Origin of the sequence: Actinomadura sp. NPDC000929, assembly GCF_040492065.1 — a bacterium.
Classification (GTDB): Bacteria; Actinomycetota; Actinomycetes; order Streptosporangiales; family Streptosporangiaceae; genus Spirillospora; species Spirillospora verrucosospora.
This window is the reverse complement of sequence record NZ_JBEUPA010000028.1, coordinates 51,394-70,471: the sequence shown is the minus strand read 5'-3', so window position 1 is coordinate 70,471 and position 19,078 is coordinate 51,394. Positions and strand designations below refer to the sequence as shown.

The window sequence follows — 19,078 nt, the reverse complement described above, 5'->3', positions numbered from 1 at the left end:
CTCCGGTCGGCACCGGGCCTCCGGTCGGCACCGGGCCTCCGGTCGGCACCGGGCCTCCGGTCGGCACCGGGCCTCCGCTGGGCCCGGGGCCTCCGCTGGGCGCCGTCCCCTCGGCCGGCGCCGTGGGCACGGCGGTCGCCGTCCGGCGGACGTCCGGCTTGGACGGCGCGGCGGTCCACCGGCCCAACAGCCGGGTGCCCCGCAGGATCCGCTGGAGCGCCTCCGGGCTCCCGCCGTACACGCCGGTGATCGTGACGCCGGCCTCGGGCAGGGTGAGCCGCGTCTCGTGGTCGGCGGTCCGCCGCACGGTCAGCGAGGCGAGCTTGTCGGCGTGCACGACGGTCCGCGCGGTCCGCCCGTCCCCCGCGGGCTGGAGGTGGACGGCCTCGGTGCGGCCGACGGCGCGCGCCGGGCAGTCGGGCTGCGGGCCGGGGCGGCCCAGGTAGACCGCGTGCCGGTCGTAGCGGACGCACCGGGACTGATCCCGGTCGAGCCGGTGCACCTCCCAGCCGGCCGGGACGGGGACGCGCAGCCCCCGGTACTCGACCACGCGGCCATGCGGGCCCTCCCCGCTCTCGGCCGCCCCCCTCAGGGCCAGCGAGGCCGCCCGAGGGGGCGCGGGACGCGCGGGGGCCGTCCCGGTGACGGTGAGGACGACGGCGACGGCCGCCGCCCCGGACGGCACACTGAACAGGACGGCATGGCGCATCACATTCTCCCCCCGCGGGCCCGGCATGATCATGTGCGGGATGACCTCGGCGGAGGCGGCGAAACCGGGAGGGGTCGCTTCTTGACCGCCGATTGCCCGCATTCTGACCAGGCCCGCGCGGGACGGACCGGGCGGCCGCTCAGGCGGAGGAGACCACCTCGTAGGCGCCCGGTTCGTCCACGGCGAGGGCGGCGAGCGGCATGAACCGGAGCCGCACCTCGTAGGCGCCGAGCGCGCGGCGGTAGTGTCCGGCGCCCTCCCACTCGGTGACGAGGGCCCACAGCCCGGGGTCGTCGACGGTCCGGGCGAGGCGGCCGGAAAGGAAGCCGGTGCTCGCGGCCAGGGCCTCCAGCACCGCGGTCATGCTCTCGGCGAAGCCGCCGGACTCCTCGTCCGGCACCCGGTACCGGGTTATCGCGATCATCCGTCCATCCTGGCAGTACGTTGGGCCTGTGGAGACGAGAGGTGAGCGGCCGACCGGGCTGCGGGCGGCCGTCGAGCGGCGCAGCGCGGCGCCGGTGGTGTTCCTGCACCGGCTGCCGCGGTGGGTCCTGCTCGCCGCCGTGTTCGTGCTGCTGGTGATCGGCATGGCCGGAACCGGCTGGGTGGCCGCGGCCGGGCTGCTGGTGCTCGCCGCCGCGCTCGGCTGGTTCGCCTACCTGAACTGGCCCGCGCTGGACGGCTCGGGAAGGATCCTGCGCCTCGCCGCGCTGGCCGTCCTGGTGGGGTTCGCCCTGGGACGCGGCATCGGTCGGTTTTGACAACCGTTTTCATCTTCGTCCATAATCGCACCGTGCCCCCTCTCCGCGCAGCCCTGCGAACCGCGCCGGCCGCGGCGCTCGCCCTGGCCGGGTTCGCGGCGGGCCTGACGGCCTGCGCCGACGCCGGCGCCGACGTCCCGCCCGGCAGGACCGCGGTGGTCGCGTCCTTCTACCCGATGGCCTGGCTCGCCGGGAAGGTCGGCGGCGGCGACGTGTCCGTCCGGACGCTCACCAGGCCCGGGACCGAGCCGCACGACCTGGAGCTGACGGCGCGGCAGGTCGCGAACGTCCAGGACGCCGACTACGCCGTCTACGTCAAGGGCGTCCAGCCCGCCGTCGACGACGCGGTCCGCAAGCACGCGAAGGGCAGGTCGCTCGACGCCGCGAGCCTCGTGCCGAGGCTCTCCCCGCCCGGCGAGACCGACGACGAGGAGGCCCACGACGGCGTACGGCACCGCGAGGCGTCCTACGACCCGCACATCTGGCTCGACCCGAGCCGGATGGCGACCGTGGCCACCGCGCTGGGCGAGCGGCTGGCCGCCGCCGACCCCGCGCACGCGACCGGCTACCGGGAGCGCGCCCGGGCCACCGCGCAGGCGCTGACCGGCCTGGACCGGGAGTTCCAGGACGGTCTGCGGTCCTGCGCGCGCCGGGAGATCGTAACCGCGCACGCCGCGTTCGGCTACCTCGCGGACCGCTACCGGCTCCGGCAGATCCCGGTCGCGGGCGTGGACCCGTCCGGCGAGCCGTCCCCCAAGCGGCTGGCGGGGCTGGCGCGGCTCGTGTCCTCCACCGGCGCGACGACGGTCTTCACCGAGACCCTGGCCAGTCCGCGGGTGGCCGCGAGCCTGGCGCGGGAGGCGGGCGTGCGGACGGCCGTCCTCGACCCGGCCGAGGGCGCGCCGGAGGGGGCGTCCGGCGACTACATGACGATCATGCGAGAGAACCTGCGGACCCTGCGGCCCGCGCTGGAGTGCACATGAACGAGACCACCGCCGCGCCGTTCGCGATGACCGGCGGCCTCGTCCGGCGGGACGGCCGCGCGGTGCTCGCCGACGTCGACCTGCGGGTGGAGGCCGGCGACGTGCTCGCCGTCCTCGGTCCGAACGGGGCGGGCAAGTCCACGCTCGTCAAGGCGCTGCTCGGGCTCGTCCCGCTGGCCGCCGGCCGGACGGAGATCTTCGGCGAGCCGCCCGCGCGGTTCCGCGACTGGAGGCGCGTCGGGTACGTGCCGCAGCGGCTGCCGATGGGCGGCGGCGTGCCGGCGACGGTCCGCGAGATCGTGGCGTCCGGCCGGGTGGCCCGGCGGTCGCGCTGGCGGCCCGCGCCGCTCGCCGACCGGGCGGCCGACCGGGCCGCCGTCGACCGCGCCCTGGAGACGGTCGGGCTCGCCGGGCGGGCCCGCGACTCGGCGCACCTGCTGTCGGGCGGCCAGCAGCAGCGGGTGCTGATCGCCCGCGCCCTCGCCGGCGAACCCGACGCCTTCGTGATGGACGAGCCGACCGCCGGCGTGGACGCGGGCAGCCAGGCGGCGCTCGCGTCGGCGCTGGACGAACTGGCACGCGCCGGGCGCACGGTCGTCCTCGTCGCGCACGAACTCGGGCCGATGGAGCCGCTCGTCACCCGCACGGTCGAGCTCGGGCACGGCCGCGTCGTCCGCGAGACCGCCCGGCAGACCCTCGAAAGGCCCGCGTGAGCGAGATGCTGCAGTACGACTTCATGCGCGTCGCCCTGGCCATGGCGGTGCTCATCGGGCTGACCGCCCCCGCCGTCGGGACGTTCGTGGTCCAGCGCCGGCTGTCCCTGCTCGGCGACGGCATCGGCCACATCGCGCTCACCGGCATCGGGCTGGGGCTGCTCACCAGCACCTCCCCCGTCCTCGGGGCGCTGGTGGTGTCGGTGCTCGGCGCCGTCGCGATCGAGGTCCTGCGGGCGCGCAGCCGCAGCGGCGCGGACGCCGTGCTCGCCCTGCTGTTCTACGGCGGGCTGGCGGGCGGCGTCATCCTGACGAGCGTCGACGGCGGCGGCTCGGCGGGCCTGCAGTCGTACCTGTTCGGCTCGATCAGCAGCGTGACGGTGACCGACCTCTACGTCGTCGCGGGGCTCGCCGCGGTCGTGCTGACGATCGTCGCGGTGTTCGGGCGCGAGCTGTTCCTGCTCTGCCAGGACGAGGAGGTCGCGCGGGCGGCCGGGCTGCCCGTCCGGTTCCTCAGCGTGCTCATCGCCGCGACCGCCGCGGTCACGGTGGTGATCTCGATGCGCGCGATCGGGCTGCTGCTCGTCAGCGCGCTGATGGTCGTCCCGGTGGCGGCGGCGCAGCAGCTCACGCGGGGATTCTGGAGCACCATGCTGTCGGCGATGGGGATCGGTGTACTGTCGGCCGTGGCGGGGCTGGCGGGTTCCTTCCAGTACGATCTTCCCCCGGGCCCCTCGATCGTGTTGCTGGCGCTCGCGGTGTTCGTGGCCGCGGTCGCCGGGGGCTCGGTGGTGCGCCGCAGGCGCTCCCGTGCCGCGGCCGACGCCGTCACCGCGGGGGACGCCGGGCCCGGCGCCCCGCCACGCGTGGATGCCGAGGCGGAGGTGTTGAGGGGATGACGACGGCCCGCCGGGACGCGGTACGGCAGGTGCTGGCCGGCTGCGAGGGTTTCCGCAGCGCCCAGGACATCTACGCCGATCTGCGCGCCGACGGTTCCAAGATCGGCCTCACCACCGTCTACCGGGCGCTGCAGGCGCTCAGCGACGCGGGCGAGGTCGACGTGCTGCGCACCGACGAGGGCGAGGCCGTCTACCGCGCCTGCCGCACCGAGCAGCACCACCACCACCTGGTCTGCCGCGACTGCGGCCGGACGGTCGAGGTCGAGGGCCCGGCCGTGGAGCGCTGGGCCGACACGATCGCCGCCGAGCACGGCTTCGTCGACATCACCCACACCGTCGAGGTCTTCGGGACGTGCGCGAACTGCGCCGCGAAGCCGTCCTGAAGTCCCCGGAACCCCCGGGCCCGCAGGTCCGCCGCTGCTTGAAATCGGACAAGGCCGGTAATTCACACGCTCTGTAGGCGTTTCTTGGCAAATTGTTATATCTACTTCCCAGTAGCCCTATGTCATAAATGTCCCGTCGCCACGGCGGGCCCGACGGAGGGTCCTCGGGGGAGCGTGGCGCCCGCACGAGAGGGCGTTCATGACAAGACGGGCGTTCACCAGCCGAAGGATCTCGCTCCTGGCCTCGGCGACGTTGCTCGCGTCGGCCGCCACCGCGCTCCCCGCCTCCGCGCGGCAGCCGGCGTCACCACCGAGTCCGCGCGCCGCCGCCGAGCACGCGCTCCGGGCGCTCACCGGCCGCGCCGCCGAGGTGCGCGGCGGCGACGGGCAGGCGTTCCAGGTGGTCGGGGTCGGCATCGACCGCGACGGCACCTCGCACACCCGCATGACCCGCACCTACGACGGCCTGCCCGTCCTGGGCGGCGACATCATCGTCCACGAGACGGCGGCCGGGACGTGGCGCGGCACCAGCCTCACCCTCACCAAGGCGCCGTCGGACTCCAGCCCGGAGGTCTCCGCCAAGACCGCCCAGAAGCGCGCCGTCACCAAGAACCGCAAGGCCGACGGCTCCCCCGCGCTCGTCGTGGAGTCCCGCACCGCCGACCACGCGCCGCGCCTCGCCTGGCGCGTCCAGACGGTCGGGAAGAAGGCCGACGGGACGCCCAGCCGCATCCTCACCTCCGTCGACGCCGCCACCGGCAAGGTGCTGCTGAACGAAGAGACGATCAAGACCGAGGCGGGCGACGGCAAGTCCCTCTACACCGGGACCGTCCCGCTCCAGACGACGCCGTCCGGCGGCGCCTACCAGCTGAAGGACCCGACGCGCGGCAACACCTACACCGGTGACGCCCAGAACGACACCGACCTCTGCTTCCTCAGCTGGTGCTTCCACCGCGCCCCCGCCACCCTGTTCACCGACGCCGACAACCACTGGGGCAGCGGCACGACGTCCGACCGCGCCACCGTCGCCGTCGACGCCCAGTTCGGCACCAACGAGACCTGGGACTTCTACAAGAACGTCTTCGGCCGCACCGGCATCGCGGGCGACGGCAAGGGGTCCTACAACCGCGTCCACTACGGCAGCGGCTACGCCAACGCCTTCTGGGACGACTCGTGCTTCTGCATGACCTACGGCGACGGCGACGGCAGCCAGCTCGGCCCGCTCACGTCCCTGGACGTGGCCGCGCACGAGATGAGCCACGGCGTCACCAGCTCCACCGCGAACCTCACCTACAGCGGGGAGTCCGGCGGGCTGAACGAGGCGACGTCCGACATCATGGCCGCCGCCGTGGAGTTCTACGCGAACAACTCCAACGACCTCGGCGACTACCTCGTGGGCGAGGAGGTCGTCCTGCCCGGCTTCGGCAAGCCCGCGCTGCGCTTCATGGACAAGCCCAGCAAGGACGGCAGCTCCGCCGACTCCTGGTCGACCAGCACCAAGAACCTCGACGTGCACTACTCCTCGGGCGTCGCCAACCACTTCTACTACCTGCTGTCCGAGGGCAGCGGCGCGAAGACGATCAACGGCGTCTCCTACAACAGCCCCACGTCCAACGGCTCCACGATCACCGGCATCGGCCGGGACGCCGCCACGAAGATCTGGTACCGGGCGCTCACCACGTACATGACGTCCTCGACCAACTACGCGGGAGCGCGCACCGCGACCCTGAACGCGGCCAGGGACCTCTACGGCGCGGGCAGCACCCAGTACAACACCGTCGCCGCGGCCTGGTCCGCGGTGAACGTCAACTAGTCCCGATCCCGGCGGAATGCCCCGCACCGGTCCTCCGGCGCGGGGCGTTCCCGCGGTTCGGGTGATCCACCCGCCGCGCCATGGTGAAGAATCGGGGCATGGCTACGACACGCACCGCGAACGCGCATTGGGAAGGCTCTCTCCTGGACGGCCAGGGGACCGTCTCGCTGGACTCCTCCAAGCTCGGCACCTACGACGTGACCTGGGCGTCGCGGTCGGAGGAGCCCGGCGGCCGGACGAGCCCCGAGGAGCTCATCGCCGCCGCGCACTCCACCTGCTACTCGATGGCGCTCTCGCACGGCCTCGCCGGCGCCGGCACCCCGCCGGAGAAGGTCGACACCAAGGCCGAGGTCACCTTCCAGCCGGGCGAGGGCATCACCGGCATCCACCTGACCGTCCGGGCCAGCGTCCCCGGCCTGTCCGCGTCCGACTTCGAGAAGGCCGCCCAGACCGCCAAGGAAGGCTGCCCCGTCAGCAAGGCTCTGGCAGGAACCAAGATCACCCTCGACGCCGCCCTGGTCTGACCCTCGGGCCCGGAAGTCCGCCGGAACGCAGGAGCGACCCAGCGGACGCACCAAGCCCGGCGGGGAAGGAACGGGCCCACCAAGCCCAGCCGCTTCCCCAGCCACACGACAACCTGAACAGTCGCGATCGCGTCCGAAGGCAGATTCGAGCGGAGCGAGAATCTGATCGCGCAGCGAGCCGCAAGGCGAGCCGGAGCGATGCAGCGATCGCACGCAGTGGGTGCGGTTCAGAGGCCCCCGGGCCTCTGAACCGCACCCACTGCATTAGGCACAGCTCCGCCGTAGCGGCGGTCTCGGGATGCGTAGAGCTCGCAGGCGTGCCAGAGGTGGCGGCGGTCGAAGTCCGGCCAGAGGGTGTCGAGGAACACCATCTCGGCGTAGGCGGACTGCCAGAGCAGGAAGTTGGACGTGCGCTGCTCCCCGGAGGAGCGCAGGAACAGGTCGACATCGGGGATGCCGGGTTCGTCCAGGTAGCGGGCGAAGACCTTCTCGTTGATCTTGCCGGGGTCGAGGCGCCCGTCGCGGACGTCCCGGGCGATCGCCGCGGCCGCGTCGGCGATCTCGGCGCGGCCCCCGTAGTTCACGCAGAACTGCAGGGTGAGGACGTCGTTGTCGCGCGTCATCTCCTCGGCCGTCTCCAGCTCCTTGATGACGCTGCGCCACAGCCGGGGCCGGCGGCCCGCCCAGCGCACCCGCACGCCCATCGAGTGGAGCTGGTCGCGGCGGCGGCGGATCACGTCCCGGTTGAAGCCCATGAGGAAGCGCACCTCGTCGGGCGAGCGCTTCCAGTTCTCGGTGGAGAACGCGTACGCCGACAGGTAGGGGACGCCGAGCTCGATCGCGCCCATGATCACGTCGAAGAGCGAGTCCTCGCCGCGCTTGTGCCCCTCGGTGCGCGGCAGGCCGCGCTCCTTGGCCCAGCGGCCGTTGCCGTCCATGACGATGGCGATGTGCCGCGGCACCAGGTCCGCGGGGATCGGGGGCGGGGTGGCGCCGTCCCGGTGCGGTTCCGGCGGCGATACGGCCCTGCTCAAACTCTCTCCCTATCGGTGTCGTCGTCGCGCGTCTCGCGCTCCACATGGCGCAGGGAACGGATCCCGTGCTCCAGATGCCACTGCAGGTAGGCGGCGACCAGGCCACTGGTCTCCATCCGGTGGCGCTGCTCGCTGCCGTCGGCGTACTCCCAGTCGCCGCGCAGCAGCGCCAGCATCAGCGCGAACGTCGGCGGCGCCGGAGTCGCGGCGCCCGGCTGGCGGCAGCCGGCGCACACCGCGCCGCCCGCCGCGATGGCGAACCCGCGCAGCCCGCCGCGGTTGCCGCACCGGCAGCACTCGTCGAGCGCGGGCGCCCAGCCCGCGACCGACAGCGAGCGCAGCAGGTAGGCGTCCAGGACGAGCCGGGGGTCATGGGCGCGCTCGGCGAGCGTGCGCAGCCCGCCGACCAGCAGCAGGAACTGCCGCAGCGCGGGCTCGCCCTCCTCGCTGGTGAGCTTCTCCGCGGTCTCCAGCATCGCCGTCCCCGCCGTGTAGCGGGGGTAGTCGGTGACCAGCGCCTCCCCGTACGGGCGCAGGGTCTCGGCCTGCGTGATCAGGTCGAGGGAGCGCCGCTCGTACAGCTGCAGGTCCACGTGCGTGAACGGCTCCAGCCGCGCGCCGAACCGGGATCTGGTCTTGCGGACCCCCTTCGCCGCGGCGCGGATCCGGCCGGTCCGCCGGGTCAGCACCGTGACGATGCGATCGGCCTCGCCCAGCTTCTGGGTGCGCAGGACGATGCCTTCGTCGCGGTACAGGGTCACCCGTTCATTCTGACGCACGCCGCCCGATGCCTCGGTGCGCCGGGGGCATCTCCCCAGGATCTTCACAAGTCGCACAGCAACCCCGCTGCGCGGCGATCCGAACACGCAACGTGACCGGATTCGGCCGTAGCGGTCCCCCGAAAGTCATCGCCGGAAGCACGGGCACCTGGCAGCGTTGTGGCATGAGATGCCACATCGTGCCACCGCACATGCTGGAACGGATCGCCCGCGATGCCGATGACCCGGCCATACGCGGCCGGGCCCGCCGTACGCTGGCGCTCACCTCCGCCCAGTTCACCGAGCGGCGGACGGCCGCGGCCGGGGCCCCCTCCCCGTCCGAGGACTTCGTCCCCGACCGGACGATCAACGACGCCGAGCACCGCGAGGACCTGCCCGGCCGCAAGGTGCGGGCCGAGGGAGCCCCGGCCACCGGCGACCCGACCGCCGACCGGGCCTACGACTGGCTGGGAGCGACCTTCGACTTCTTCGAGGCCGTGTACCGGCGCGACTCGATCGACGGCGCGGGCCTTCCGATGGTCTCGACCGTCCACTACGGCGACGGGTACGACAACGCCTTCTGGAACGGCGAGCAGATGGTGTACGGCGACGGCGACGGCGTCCTGTTCACCGACTTCACCGCGCCCCTCGACGTCACCGGGCACGAGCTCGTCCACGGCGTCACCCAGTACACGGCGAACCTGGAGTACTACGGCCAGTCCGGCGCGCTCAACGAGTCGGTGTCCGACGTGTTCGGCTCGCTCGTCAAGCAGTGGCACCTCGGCCACAGCGCCGACCGGGCCGACTGGCTCATCGGGCAGGGGCTACTCGCGCCGGGCGTCAGCGGCGTCGCACTCCGCTCCATGAAGGCGCCCGGCACCGCCTATGACGACCCGCAGCTCGGCAAGGACCCGCAGCCCGGCCACATGGACCACTACGTCGAGACCTACCGCGACAACGGCGGCGTCCACATCAACTCGGGGATTCCCAACCACGCCTTCTACCTCGCCGCCACCGCCATCGGCGGCAACGCCTGGGAGAAGGCCGGACGCATCTGGTACGACACGCTCACGGGCGGCTCCCTCGCCGCCGACGTCGACTTCGCCGGCTTCGCCGCCGCGACGGTCCGGGCCGCCACCGCGCTGTACGGGGCCGGGACCGCCGAGACCGAGGCAGTGAATCGGGCCTGGACGGGGGTAGGCGTCTCCTTGGAGGCGAACGAGACGCAGTGAGAGTGACAGTCGTCCGCAGCGGCGGGTTTGCGGGGATCGAGCGGCGCGCCGAGTCCGACAGCGCCAGCGATCCCATGCTGTCCAGGCTCGTCGGCCGCGTCGATCTGAAGAGCGTGCCGCCACCGGGCCGAATTCCTGACCAGTTCCTGTACGAAATCGACATCGACGGCGACCGGACCACCGTGGGTGAGGCCCAGCTCCACGGGCCCCTTCGCGAACTGGTCCACCACGTCCTCGGTCGCATCTGACCGTTTCGTCTCGGGTTCAGGAGGCCGGAAGCACCTGAACCCGAGACAGCCGGCCGCTCAGCTCCCCTGCGCCCGCGCCACCCGGTTGACGGCCGACAGCATCGCCTTGAGGGACGCGGTGACGATGTTGCCGTCGATGCCGACGCCCCACACCGTCGTGCCCTCGCCGTCGGCGAACCGCACGTCGCACTCGACGTAGGCGGCGGCGCGCGCGTCGCCGCCCGCGCTCATCGCGTGCTCGGCGTAGTCCAGCACCCGGACGTTGATCCCGACCGCGGTGAGCGCGTCCTCGAACGCCGAGACGGGGCCGTTGCCGACGCCCTCGATCTCGCGGATCTCGCCGTCCACGCGGACGTCGCAGCTGAGCGCGTCCTTCTCGTCCACCCGGGACGTCGTGCGGTGCGCCAGCAGCCCGGCGCGCGGGCCGTTGGCGAGGAACTCCGCCTCGAAGATCTCCCACATGCGCTCGGCCGTGACCTCGCCGCCCTCGCTGTCGGTGTGCTCCTGCACGACCCGGGAGAACTCGATCTGGAGCCGGCGCGGCAGCTCCAGCGCGTGCTCGGTCTTCATGATGTAGGCGACGCCGCCCTTGCCGGACTGGCTGTTCACCCGGATCACGGCCTCGTACGTCCGGCCGACGTCGTGCGGGTCGATCGGCAGGTACGGGACCTCCCACCCGTACTGCTCCACCGGCACGCCCGCGGCCTCGGCGTCGCGGCGCAGGTGGTCGAAGCCCTTGTTGATGGCGTCCTGGTGGGAGCCGGAGAACGCGGTGTAGACCAGGTCGCCGCCGTAGGGGTGCCGCTCGTGCACGGGCAGCTGGTTGCAGTACTCGACCGTGCGGCGGATCTCGTCGATGCCGGAGAAGTCGATCTGCGGGTCGACGCCCTGGGTGAACAGGTTCAGGCCGAGGGTGACCAGGCACACGTTGCCGGTGCGCTCGCCGTTGCCGAACAGGCAGCCCTCGATGCGGTCGGCGCCCGCCATGTAGCCGAGCTCGGCGGCGGCGACGGCCGTCCCGCGGTCGTTGTGGGGGTGCAGCGAAAGGATGACGGAGTCGCGGTAGGCCAGGTTCCGGCTCATCCACTCGATCTGGTCGGCGTAGACGTTCGGGGTGGCCATCTCCACCGTCGCCGGCAGGTTCACGATGACCTTCCGGTCAGGCGTCGGCCGCCACACGTCGTTGACGGCGTTGCAGACCTCCACGGCGTACTCCAGCTCCGTGCCGGTGAACGACTCGGGCGAGTACTGGAAGTAGATCTCGGTGTCGCCCATGTCCTCGGCGAGCTTGGCGCACAGCTTCGCGCCCTCCACCGCGATCGCGGTGATGCCGTCCCTGTCCTGCCCGAACACCACGCGACGCTGGAGCGTGCTGGTCGAGTTGTAGAGGTGGACGATGGCCCGCCTGGCGCCGCGTACCGCCTCGAAGGTCCGCTCGATCAGTTCGGGGCGGGCCTGCGTCAGCACCTGGACGACGACGTCATCGGGGATCCGGTCCTCCTCGATGATCTGCCGGACGAAGTCGAAGTCGGTCTGGCTGGCCGCCGGGAACCCGACCTCGATCTCCTTGTAGCCCATCCGCACCAGCAGCTCGAACATCTTGAGCTTGCGGTGGGAGTCCATCGGGTCGATCAGCGCCTGGTTGCCGTCGCGCAGGTCGACCGCGCACCACCGGGGAGCCTCGGTGATCACCTGGTCCGGCCAGGTCCGGTCGGGCAGCCTGACGGGCGCGAACGGCTTGTAGCGCTGGAAGGGCATGCCGGAAGTCTGCTGTTGCGGATACATCCGTTGAGTTCTCTCTGCTCGAACCTCACGGCCGACGTCCACGGCGAAGCCCCGCAGCGAGGGAGCCGGCCTGGTTACGGGGCCCCGCTGCGGCCGCTAAGGAGGAGCAGCTCACGCAACACGTCCGCCAAGTTAACAGATGCCATCCGCGTTACGGAAACCGACGTCCGGATGCTGAGACGTCCTGCCCGGCCCGCGGTCCCGCCACGGTCCGGGGACGAGCACGGAGAGGCAGGTCACGCAGCCGTCGAGCGCCTCGAACTCGCTGATGTCGACGCTCGTGACGCGCAGCCCGTCGGCCGCCAGCCGGGCGGCCGTGCGCGGGGCGGACGCCGCCATGAGGACGTGGTCGGGCCCGAGCACCACCACGTGGGCGCCCTCCGGCTCAGGCGCGACCCGCAGGCACGGCAGCACCGCGGTGTCCACCATCTCCGGGACGCCGATGAGGCCGCCGTCCGGCAGCGCGGTCATCGCCGACTTCAGGTGCAGGCAGCCGCGGACGTCCACCGGGACGACCCTCCGGCCGCCCAGCAGGCGCGCCAGCTGGCAGATGCCCTCCTCGTTCGTCCGGTCGCCGCGTCCCACGTAGACGGTGCCGCCGACGGCCAGGACGTCCCCGCCGTCCAGCGTCCCCGGCTCCTCGATCCGCGCGACGCGCAGGCCGAGCTCGCGCGCGGCCCGTTCCGCGCCGGCGGCCTCGCCGCGGCGGCTCGGCGCCCCGGACCGGCAGACGACGGCCACGTCGCCGCACACGACCAGGGCGTCCTCGACGAACACGGCGTCGGGCAGGTCGTCGGCGGGTGCGACGGCGCGGACGCTCCAGCCCGCCGCGCGCAGCGCCGCGACGTACGCCGCGTGCTGGCGCTCGGCGAGCTCCACGTCCACCGGGCGGCGGGCGGCATGGGTGACGAGGCCCTCGGCGAGACGCGGGCCCGGCGGCCGGACCAGCGCCCTGCCCGCGGATGCGGTACCGGCGGCGGCGTCCATGTCAGCGCGCCGCCCCCTCCGTCGTCACGATGACGCCGAGCGCGTAGGCGCGGGACATGCCGAGCAGGTCGGCGATGCCGTGCAGGGCGAGCCGCTCCCCCTCGCCGAGCGGCCCGTCCGCCAGCCCGATCCGGACGGCCTGCGCGAGGAACCACTCCTTGGCCTCGACGGCGAGGTGCGCCCCGGCCCGGACGACCTCCTGCTCGAGGAACGTGCGGCGCAGCGCCAGATCGGTGTCCACGGCGTCCGCGTCGTAGTCGGGCTCGCCGTACCCGGTGACCGTCGCGACCGCGCGGGCGCGGGCCGCGGCGTCGGCCGGGTCGCCCGAGCGCAGCACCAGGGCCGCGGCGGCCCGCATCCCGGCGGCCAGGGCCTCGGCCATCTGCTGCGCGGTCGGCGCCCGCAGGGCCGACACGGGGAGGCGGGCGCGGCAGGTGCGGCACTCCACGGCCTGCCCGAGGCGCCACAGCGGCACCATCGGGACGAAGAAGACCGAGAACCAGCGGCGTCCGGCGCGCCGGCGGTAGGCGCGGTCGCCGCCGCACCGCGGGCAGTGGAACGTCCCCTCGCTGACCGTACGGAACACCGCCGTCAGGCCAAAAACGAGCAACACCGGCGCTCTCCTCCCATAACGGACTTCGCCCCAACCTACCGACCCGCGGGCGCCCCGGGTGGACCTCCCGGACAATGCCCGCCGTGCGTTTACGCTGGGTTCATGACCGGTGACCTGGGATCCGACGCGGGACGCGCGCGGTCGCGCCCGTCCTTCCTGCCGCCCGTCGACGGCTACCCGCCGCAGCACGACGGCCAGGCCGAGACCGTCCCCTCCCCGCCCGCCGCGTCCTCCCGGACCGGCGGCGCCGCCTGGGTCCTCGCCCTGATCGCCGCCGCGTCGCTCCTGCTGGTGTCGGCGTTCCTTCCGTGGGCGCGCGCCGAGGTCGTCGTCGACCTGTTCGGCCGCTCGCTGAGCCGCGACCTCGGCAGCGTCGCGGGCATCGACGCCGACGACATCGTCCTCGCCGTCCCGGTCCTCGCCGTGATCGCCATCGCGCTGGCCGCCTGGGACCTGATCGGGCGCGACGCCCGGATCGGCGCGCTCGCCGCGGTCCCCGGCATGCTCGCCCTGCTGGTGTGCGGGATCTTCGTGCTGCGGCTCGGCCACGTCCGCGACGACCTGCCCCGGACCGGCCTGGACCTCGGCTACCAGATCACCGTCCGGTTCGGCTGGTACCTCGCGGTCGTCGCGGCCCTGCTCGTGGTCGGCTTCAGCCTCGCCCGCCCGGTCAGCGACAAGGTCGCCAAGTCGCAGCGGCGCCCGGACGGGGACTACCCGCGGCACCCCTACACGGACCCGCAGTACACCGACCCGCAGTACACCGGCCAGCAGTACCCGGAGCAGGCACCGACCGGCGAGTACGCCGCCTGGCCGTCGGAGGACCAGGCGTGGGGCCGCCAGGACCCCCCGCACGAGGACGCCCCGCCCCCGGAGGACGCCCCGAAGAAGGAGCCCGGTGGAAAGCCCCGGACCTCCGAGCAGGACCCGGAGGACGCCGGTCAGTCGTAGAAGCCGAGCCTGCGGAGCTGCTTGGGGTCGCGCTGCCAGTCCTTGAGGACGCTGACGCGCAGGTCGAGGAACACCTTCGTGCCGAGCAGCGCCTCGATCTGCCGGCGGGCCGCCGCGCCGACCTCCCGCAGCCGCGAGCCCTTGTGCCCGATGATGATCCCCTTCTGGCTGGACCGCTCGACGAACAGGTGCGCGTAGACGTCGACGAGGTCCTCGCGTCCCTCGCGGGGCGCCATCTCGTCCACGACGACGGCGATCGAGTGGGGCAGCTCGTCCCGGACGCCCTCCAGCGCCGCCTCGCGGATCAGCTCGCCGACGAGGACCTGCTCGGGCTCGTCGGTGAGATCGCCCTCGGGGTAGAGCGGCATCCCCTCCGGCAGATGGGAGATCAGCAGGTCGCCGACGAGGTCGACCTGGAAGCCGCTCTCGGCGGAGCACGGCACGATGTCGGCGAACTCCCCGAGCCGCCCGACCGCGAGGAGCTGCTCGGCCACCTGCTCGGGCGCGGCGAGGTCGGTCTTGGTGACGATCGCGACCACGGGCGTCTTCTTCACCCCCGCCAGCTCCCTGGCGATGTACTTGTCGCCGGGCCCGACCGGCTGGTCGGCGGGCACGCAGAACCCGATCACGTCCACCTCGGTCAGCGTGGACCGCACGAGGCTGTCGAGCCGCTCCCCGAGAAGCGTCCGGGGCTTGTGCAGACCGGGGGTGTCGACCACCACGAGCTGCGCGTCGGGACGGTGCACGATCCCCCGGATGGCCCGCCGCGTCGTCTGCGGACGGCTGCTGGTGATCGCCACCTTCGTCCCCACCAGCGCGTTCATCAACGTCGACTTGCCCACGTTGGGCCGCCCGATGAAGCAAGCGAAACCGCTGTTCATGGCCTTTCTCTCCTCCTTCGGGCCTTGCGGCCCTCCATCGTCGAGAAAAGCGAGCGATCGCCGGCATCGCTCCGTCTCGCTGTGCTCATTGCAGCGCCCTCCTCCTTCGGGCCTTGCGGCCCTCCATCGTCGAGCACCGCTGGCGATCGCTGGCATCGCTCCGACTCGCCTTGGCGGCTCGCTGCGCGATCAGATTCTCGCACCGCTCGAACCTGCCTTCGGACGCGATCGCAGCCATAAAGGTCGTTGGGGGTGGCGACAGTGGCCGGGGTCGGTGCGTCCATCAGAACGGGTGCGCTTATGGCCTTTTCTCCTTGTTCGGGCCTTGCGACCCTCCATCGCCGGCATCGGCGACCTTGCCTTCCGCGGCCGTAGATGCGCCCGCCAGTTTAGTCGGGTTGGAGGGGGCGCGGTCATGCCGCTGTGCCCAGGGCGGTGAGGGAGGCGGTGGCCTTCTCTGCCCAGAAGGGGGCTTCGAGGCGGTTCGCGACCTCGACCGCCGTGCGGTAGTGGGCGGCGGCGGTCTCGGCGGGGCGGTCCAGGAAACGGGCGAGGTCGCCGAGGACCTGCGCGACCGGGCCGACCGTCGCGACGGCGGTGGCGCCGCCGGAGAAGTGGTCCTCGTAGGGCAGCAGCGCCGCGTAGGCCTCCTCGGCCAGGGGCCGGTCGTCCAGGGCGACGGCGCGCAGGCCGCGGACCGCCATGGTCAGGTCGAAGAAGTAGTCGAGCCGCACGGGCCCGGCGCCCGCCACCACCCGGCGGGCCTCGGCGGTGCGGCCCGCGGAGGCCAGGGTGAGCGCGTAGATGTCGGCGGTCGCGGCGACGTGCCTCCACTGCTCGTGCAGCCAGGCGGCCTCCTCCATCGCCTCCTCGGCCCGCCCCTGGACGAGCCGCAGGCAGAAGGGGCCGAGGAGCGCCATGCCGCGCTCGCTGAACCAGATCCGGGTCCGGCCGATGGAGCCGCCGACCTCGGCGAACGCGCGTTCCGCCTCGTCCGGGCGGGCGGCGAAGGCGCGCACCAGGGCCGTGTACCAGTCCGCGATGCGGGCCAGCAGCGGCAGCCCGTACTGCTCGGCGAGCCGGCGCCCCTCCGCGCGGTGCCGGTGCGCGGCGGGCAGGTCGAGCGCGGCGACGCTCGTCTGCTGGAGTTGCAGGTGCGCGAGGACGCGGTAGGTGCCGAGGTCGTGCTCGACGGCGAGGTCGAGCAGCTCGGACGCGAACCGGCGCCGCTCGGTGAGCCCCTCCGCGCTCCGGTAGGCGTTGATGTAGGCGCCGTTGAGGGCGAGGGCGATCAGCTCGGGCGAGCCCAGCGCGCGGGCCAGGCGCAGCGCCGCGGCGGCGGCCGCGGCGCCCCGGTCGTGCTGCTCGCCCTCCGACTCGATCGCCAGCGTGGTCAGCAGCCTGACCCGCGACTCCGGCTCGGTCTCGGGGAGGCTCGCCAGCGCCTCGTCGGTGGCCTCCACGACGGTGAGGTCGAGGGTCCCGTACTCGCGGCTCGTCCACAGCGTGGGGACGTCGAAGGCGACGATGATCCGGGCGAGCAGGCGGACGTCGCCGAACGCGCGGGCGTCGGCGATGGCGGCGATGCGCCGGGCCCGGGCGTCGACGATCTGCCCGGCGAGGGCGCTCGCCCGGATCGCGGCGGCCTCCGCCTCCAGCCGGTCGCGGGTCGCCTCCGGGCCCTGCGCGCGGAGCGTCTCGACGGCGCGCCCCCACAGGTCGGCCGCGGCGCCGTGCGCGAACCGCGCCTCGGCGGCCGCGGCGGCGCGCCGCGCGTACCGGACGGCCTTGTCCGGGTCGGCGCCGGATTCGAGGTAGTGGTGCGCGAGCGCGGCGGCCTCCCCCGGGAGGTGGCGCTCCAGCGCGGCGGCGACGCGGCCGTGCACGCGGGTGAGGCGGGCCCTGGACACGCCCGCGTAGAGGGTGTCGCGGACGAGGGCGTGCGCGAACCGGATCCGGCCGGGCGCGGGCTCGGTGACCAGGCCCGCGGCCAGCCCGGCCTCCACGGCCTCGATCACCGTCTCCTCGTCCCCCGCCAGGTCGGTCAGGACGCGCAGGTCGGCGTCCCGGCCGATGACGGCGGCGTCGCGCAGCACGGTCTGGACCGGTCCCGGCAGCCGCGCGACACGGCGGCGCAGCACGTCGCCGACGCCGGCGGGGACCCGGCGGGTGGCGGCGGGCAGCCCCTCCGCGTCCAGGAGGCGGGCCGTCTCCCGGGTGAAGAACGGGTTACCGCCCGTGCGCTCGGCGATCGCGGACAGCTCCGCGTCGTCCAGGCCGGTGGCGCAGGTGTCGCGGACGAGGGCCGCGACCTCCGCCGGCGACAGCCCGGCCAGCTCGATCCGCGCGGGCTCGTGCCGGGCGAGCGCGGCCAGCGCGGCGGCGAGGCCGTCCGGCACCTCGGTCTGGCGGAACGTGGCCAGCAGCAGGACGCGGCGGTCCCGCAGCCCCCCGGCGAGCCGGATCAGCAGGGCGAGGGTCTCCTCGTCGGCCCAGTGCAGGTCGTCCAGGATGAGCAGGAGCGGCGCCGTGTCCGCGAGCTCGGCGAGGTAGTCGCCGACGGCCAGGTGGAGCCGGAACCGCCCCGTGACGACGTCGGCGTCGCCGCGCCCGATGACGGAGTCGTCCAGGAGGGCCCCGAGCCGTCCGGCGAGGCCCTCGGCGGGCGGGGCGGCGGACGCCAGGTCGCGCAGCAGTTCGGCCCAGGGCCAGGCGGCGGGCGCACCGGCGGTCTCCGGCGCCGTCCCCCATGCGCACGTCCAGCCCCGGCCGGCCAGGTCGCGCGCGAGCCTCTCGGCGAGCGCGGTCTTGCCCATCCCAGCGTCGCCGCAGACGATGACGACGCCGCCGCGGCCCGCGGCGGCGTTCCCGGCGGCCTCCTCCAGCCGCGCCAGTTCCTGGACGCGGCCGACGAAGGCCGGGCCCTCGCCGGGACGGGGCGCGGGCGCGAGCCGCAGGGCGGGACGCGCCGGCGCCGGCCGCTCCGGCTCGCCCAGCGCGGGCTCCTGCGCCAGGATGTCGCTCTCCAGGCGGCGCAGCGCCGGGCCGGGATCGACGCCGAGCTGCTCGGTGAGGGCCGCGCGGGCGCGGCGCAGCGCGGCGAGGGCGTCGCCCTGGCGCCCGGCGCGGTAGAGGGCGAGGGACAGCAGCCGCCACGCCTCCTCGCGCAGCGGGTTGGCGGCGGCGTGGGTCTCCAGGTCGGGGACGGCCTCGGCGGCCGATCCGAGCCTCAGCATGGCCGCGGCGCGGTGCTCGACCGCCAGCCGGCGCCGCTCGTCCAGGCGGGCGGTCTCGGCCGCGGCCCACGGAAGGCCGCCGAACTCGGCGTAGGCGGGCCCGCGCCACTCGGCGAGCGCCGCCTCCGCGCGGCGGCGCGCCTCCCGCGGGTCGGCCGCCGCCAGCTCGGCGGCCTCGTCGATCAGCGCGTCGAACCGCCACGCGTCGACGGCGCCGTCCGGCAGCCGGAGCGCGTACCCCGGCGGCTCGGTGACCAGGATCCGCGCGGGCGTGCGGGGCGGGCGGTCCGGTTCGAGCGCGCGGCGCAGGTGGGACACGAAGGACTGGAGGCCGGCGGCGGCGCGCGGCGGGGGCGTGCCCGCCCACAGCTCGTCGACGAGCCGGTCGGCGGGCACCATGCGGCCCCGCGCGGCGACGAGGCGGGCGAGCACGGAGCGCTGCCGGTGACCGCCGAGGTCGGCGGCGGTTCCGGCCACCTCGGCCCCGAAGGCCCCGAGAACGCGTACGACTGGCGACATGTCCCGATCAGCCTAACCGGGACATGCCGCCCTTCTGTGGTGACTCCCC

General features: G+C 73.9%; 19 protein-coding genes. 10 read left to right on the top strand and 9 right to left on the bottom strand.

Annotated features, from left to right (window positions below):
* Together ABWI04_RS13585 and ABWI04_RS13580 are read right to left on the bottom strand one after the other, a co-directional pair.
* The coding region (locus ABWI04_RS13585) for a hypothetical protein (protein WP_353832598.1) at positions 1 to 709 on the bottom strand (709 nt) is incomplete at its 3' end.
* A gap of 139 nt (positions 710 to 848) precedes the next feature.
* Positions 849 to 1,133, bottom strand: coding sequence for an antibiotic biosynthesis monooxygenase family protein (locus tag ABWI04_RS13580; RefSeq protein ID WP_345174454.1), 285 nt, complete (start codon positions 1,131 to 1,133; stop codon positions 849 to 851).
* Between the two features lie 28 nt (positions 1,134 to 1,161).
* Here ABWI04_RS13580 and ABWI04_RS13575 point away from each other — a divergent pair, with 28 nt between their 5' ends.
* The 7 genes from ABWI04_RS13575 (at position 1,162) to ABWI04_RS13545 (ending at position 6,785) form a co-directional block, all read left to right on the top strand.
* Positions 1,162 to 1,470, top strand: coding sequence for a DUF6703 family protein (locus ABWI04_RS13575; protein WP_345174452.1), 309 nt, complete (start codon positions 1,162 to 1,164; stop codon positions 1,468 to 1,470).
* Between the two features lie 32 nt (positions 1,471 to 1,502).
* Complete coding sequence (locus ABWI04_RS13570; RefSeq protein ID WP_353832597.1) at positions 1,503 to 2,453, top strand: metal ABC transporter substrate-binding protein; 951 nt, start codon at positions 1,503 to 1,505, stop codon at positions 2,451 to 2,453.
* Positions 2,450 to 3,166, top strand: coding sequence for a metal ABC transporter ATP-binding protein (locus ABWI04_RS13565; protein ID WP_378189238.1), 717 nt, complete (start codon positions 2,450 to 2,452; stop codon positions 3,164 to 3,166). The genes ABWI04_RS13570 and ABWI04_RS13565 overlap by 4 nt, the downstream gene beginning before the upstream one ends.
* Complete coding sequence (locus tag ABWI04_RS13560) at positions 3,163 to 4,065, top strand: metal ABC transporter permease (protein ID WP_353832596.1); 903 nt, start codon at positions 3,163 to 3,165, stop codon at positions 4,063 to 4,065. The genes ABWI04_RS13565 and ABWI04_RS13560 overlap by 4 nt, the downstream gene beginning before the upstream one ends.
* Positions 4,062 to 4,448, top strand: a complete 387-nt coding sequence (locus ABWI04_RS13555; RefSeq protein WP_089312674.1) for a Fur family transcriptional regulator — start codon at positions 4,062 to 4,064, stop codon at positions 4,446 to 4,448. The genes ABWI04_RS13560 and ABWI04_RS13555 overlap by 4 nt, the downstream gene beginning before the upstream one ends.
* Before the next feature lie 199 nt (positions 4,449 to 4,647).
* A complete protein-coding gene (locus tag ABWI04_RS13550) occupies positions 4,648 to 6,261 on the top strand; it encodes a M4 family metallopeptidase (RefSeq protein WP_353832595.1) in 1,614 nt (537 codons plus the stop codon).
* Between the two features lie 98 nt (positions 6,262 to 6,359).
* Positions 6,360 to 6,785 (top strand): OsmC family protein, encoded by a 426-nt coding sequence (locus tag ABWI04_RS13545; protein ID WP_345174445.1) that lies wholly within the window; start codon positions 6,360 to 6,362, stop codon positions 6,783 to 6,785.
* 227 nt (positions 6,786 to 7,012) lie between these two features.
* Here ABWI04_RS13545 and ABWI04_RS13540 read toward each other — a convergent pair whose 3' ends face one another.
* Positions 7,013 to 7,819: an isoprenyl transferase gene (locus tag ABWI04_RS13540; RefSeq protein WP_345174444.1), complete on the bottom strand. Its 807-nt coding sequence runs from the start codon at positions 7,817 to 7,819 to the stop codon at positions 7,013 to 7,015.
* Positions 7,816 to 8,580 (bottom strand): DNA repair protein RecO, encoded by a 765-nt coding sequence (gene recO / locus ABWI04_RS13535; protein ID WP_345174442.1) that lies wholly within the window; start codon positions 8,578 to 8,580, stop codon positions 7,816 to 7,818. The genes ABWI04_RS13540 and recO overlap by 4 nt, the downstream gene beginning before the upstream one ends.
* Positions 8,581 to 8,789: 209 nt before the next feature.
* On the opposite strand from recO, the gene ABWI04_RS13530 reads away from it, so the two are divergent.
* Complete coding sequence (locus tag ABWI04_RS13530) at positions 8,790 to 9,809, top strand: M4 family metallopeptidase (protein ID WP_345174440.1); 1,020 nt, start codon at positions 8,790 to 8,792, stop codon at positions 9,807 to 9,809.
* A gap of 2 nt (positions 9,810 to 9,811) precedes the next feature.
* Positions 9,812 to 10,057, top strand: coding sequence for a protealysin inhibitor emfourin (locus ABWI04_RS13525; protein WP_179833582.1), 246 nt, complete (start codon positions 9,812 to 9,814; stop codon positions 10,055 to 10,057).
* Positions 10,058 to 10,114: 57 nt separating this feature from the next.
* Here ABWI04_RS13525 and leuA read toward each other — a convergent pair whose 3' ends face one another.
* The 3 genes from leuA to ABWI04_RS13510 form a co-directional block, all read right to left on the bottom strand.
* On the bottom strand, positions 10,115 to 11,842 hold the full coding sequence (leuA, locus tag ABWI04_RS13520) for a 2-isopropylmalate synthase (RefSeq protein ID WP_353832594.1): 1,728 nt from the start codon (positions 11,840 to 11,842) through the stop codon (positions 10,115 to 10,117).
* A 132-nt stretch (positions 11,843 to 11,974) separates the two neighbouring features.
* On the bottom strand, positions 11,975 to 12,829 hold the full coding sequence (gene ddaH, locus ABWI04_RS13515; protein ID WP_353832593.1) for a dimethylargininase: 855 nt from the start codon (positions 12,827 to 12,829) through the stop codon (positions 11,975 to 11,977).
* 1 nt (position 12,830) lies between these two features.
* Complete coding sequence (locus tag ABWI04_RS13510; RefSeq protein ID WP_345174432.1) at positions 12,831 to 13,442, bottom strand: zinc ribbon domain-containing protein; 612 nt, start codon at positions 13,440 to 13,442, stop codon at positions 12,831 to 12,833.
* Positions 13,443 to 13,544: 102 nt separating this feature from the next.
* On the opposite strand from ABWI04_RS13510, the gene ABWI04_RS13505 reads away from it, so the two are divergent.
* Positions 13,545 to 14,393: a hypothetical protein gene (locus ABWI04_RS13505; RefSeq protein WP_345174430.1), complete on the top strand. Its 849-nt coding sequence runs from the start codon at positions 13,545 to 13,547 to the stop codon at positions 14,391 to 14,393.
* On the opposite strand, the gene era is transcribed toward ABWI04_RS13505, so the two are convergent.
* A complete protein-coding gene (gene era, locus ABWI04_RS13500) occupies positions 14,384 to 15,274 on the bottom strand; it encodes a GTPase Era (protein ID WP_345174428.1) in 891 nt (296 codons plus the stop codon). The genes ABWI04_RS13505 and era overlap by 10 nt on opposite strands.
* Before the next feature lie 413 nt (positions 15,275 to 15,687).
* The gene (locus ABWI04_RS13495) at positions 15,688 to 19,029 is read right to left on the bottom strand and encodes an ATP-binding protein (RefSeq protein WP_353832592.1); all 3,342 of its coding nucleotides are present in this window, start codon (positions 19,027 to 19,029) and stop codon (positions 15,688 to 15,690) included.
* Positions 19,030 to 19,078 lie beyond the last annotated feature (49 nt).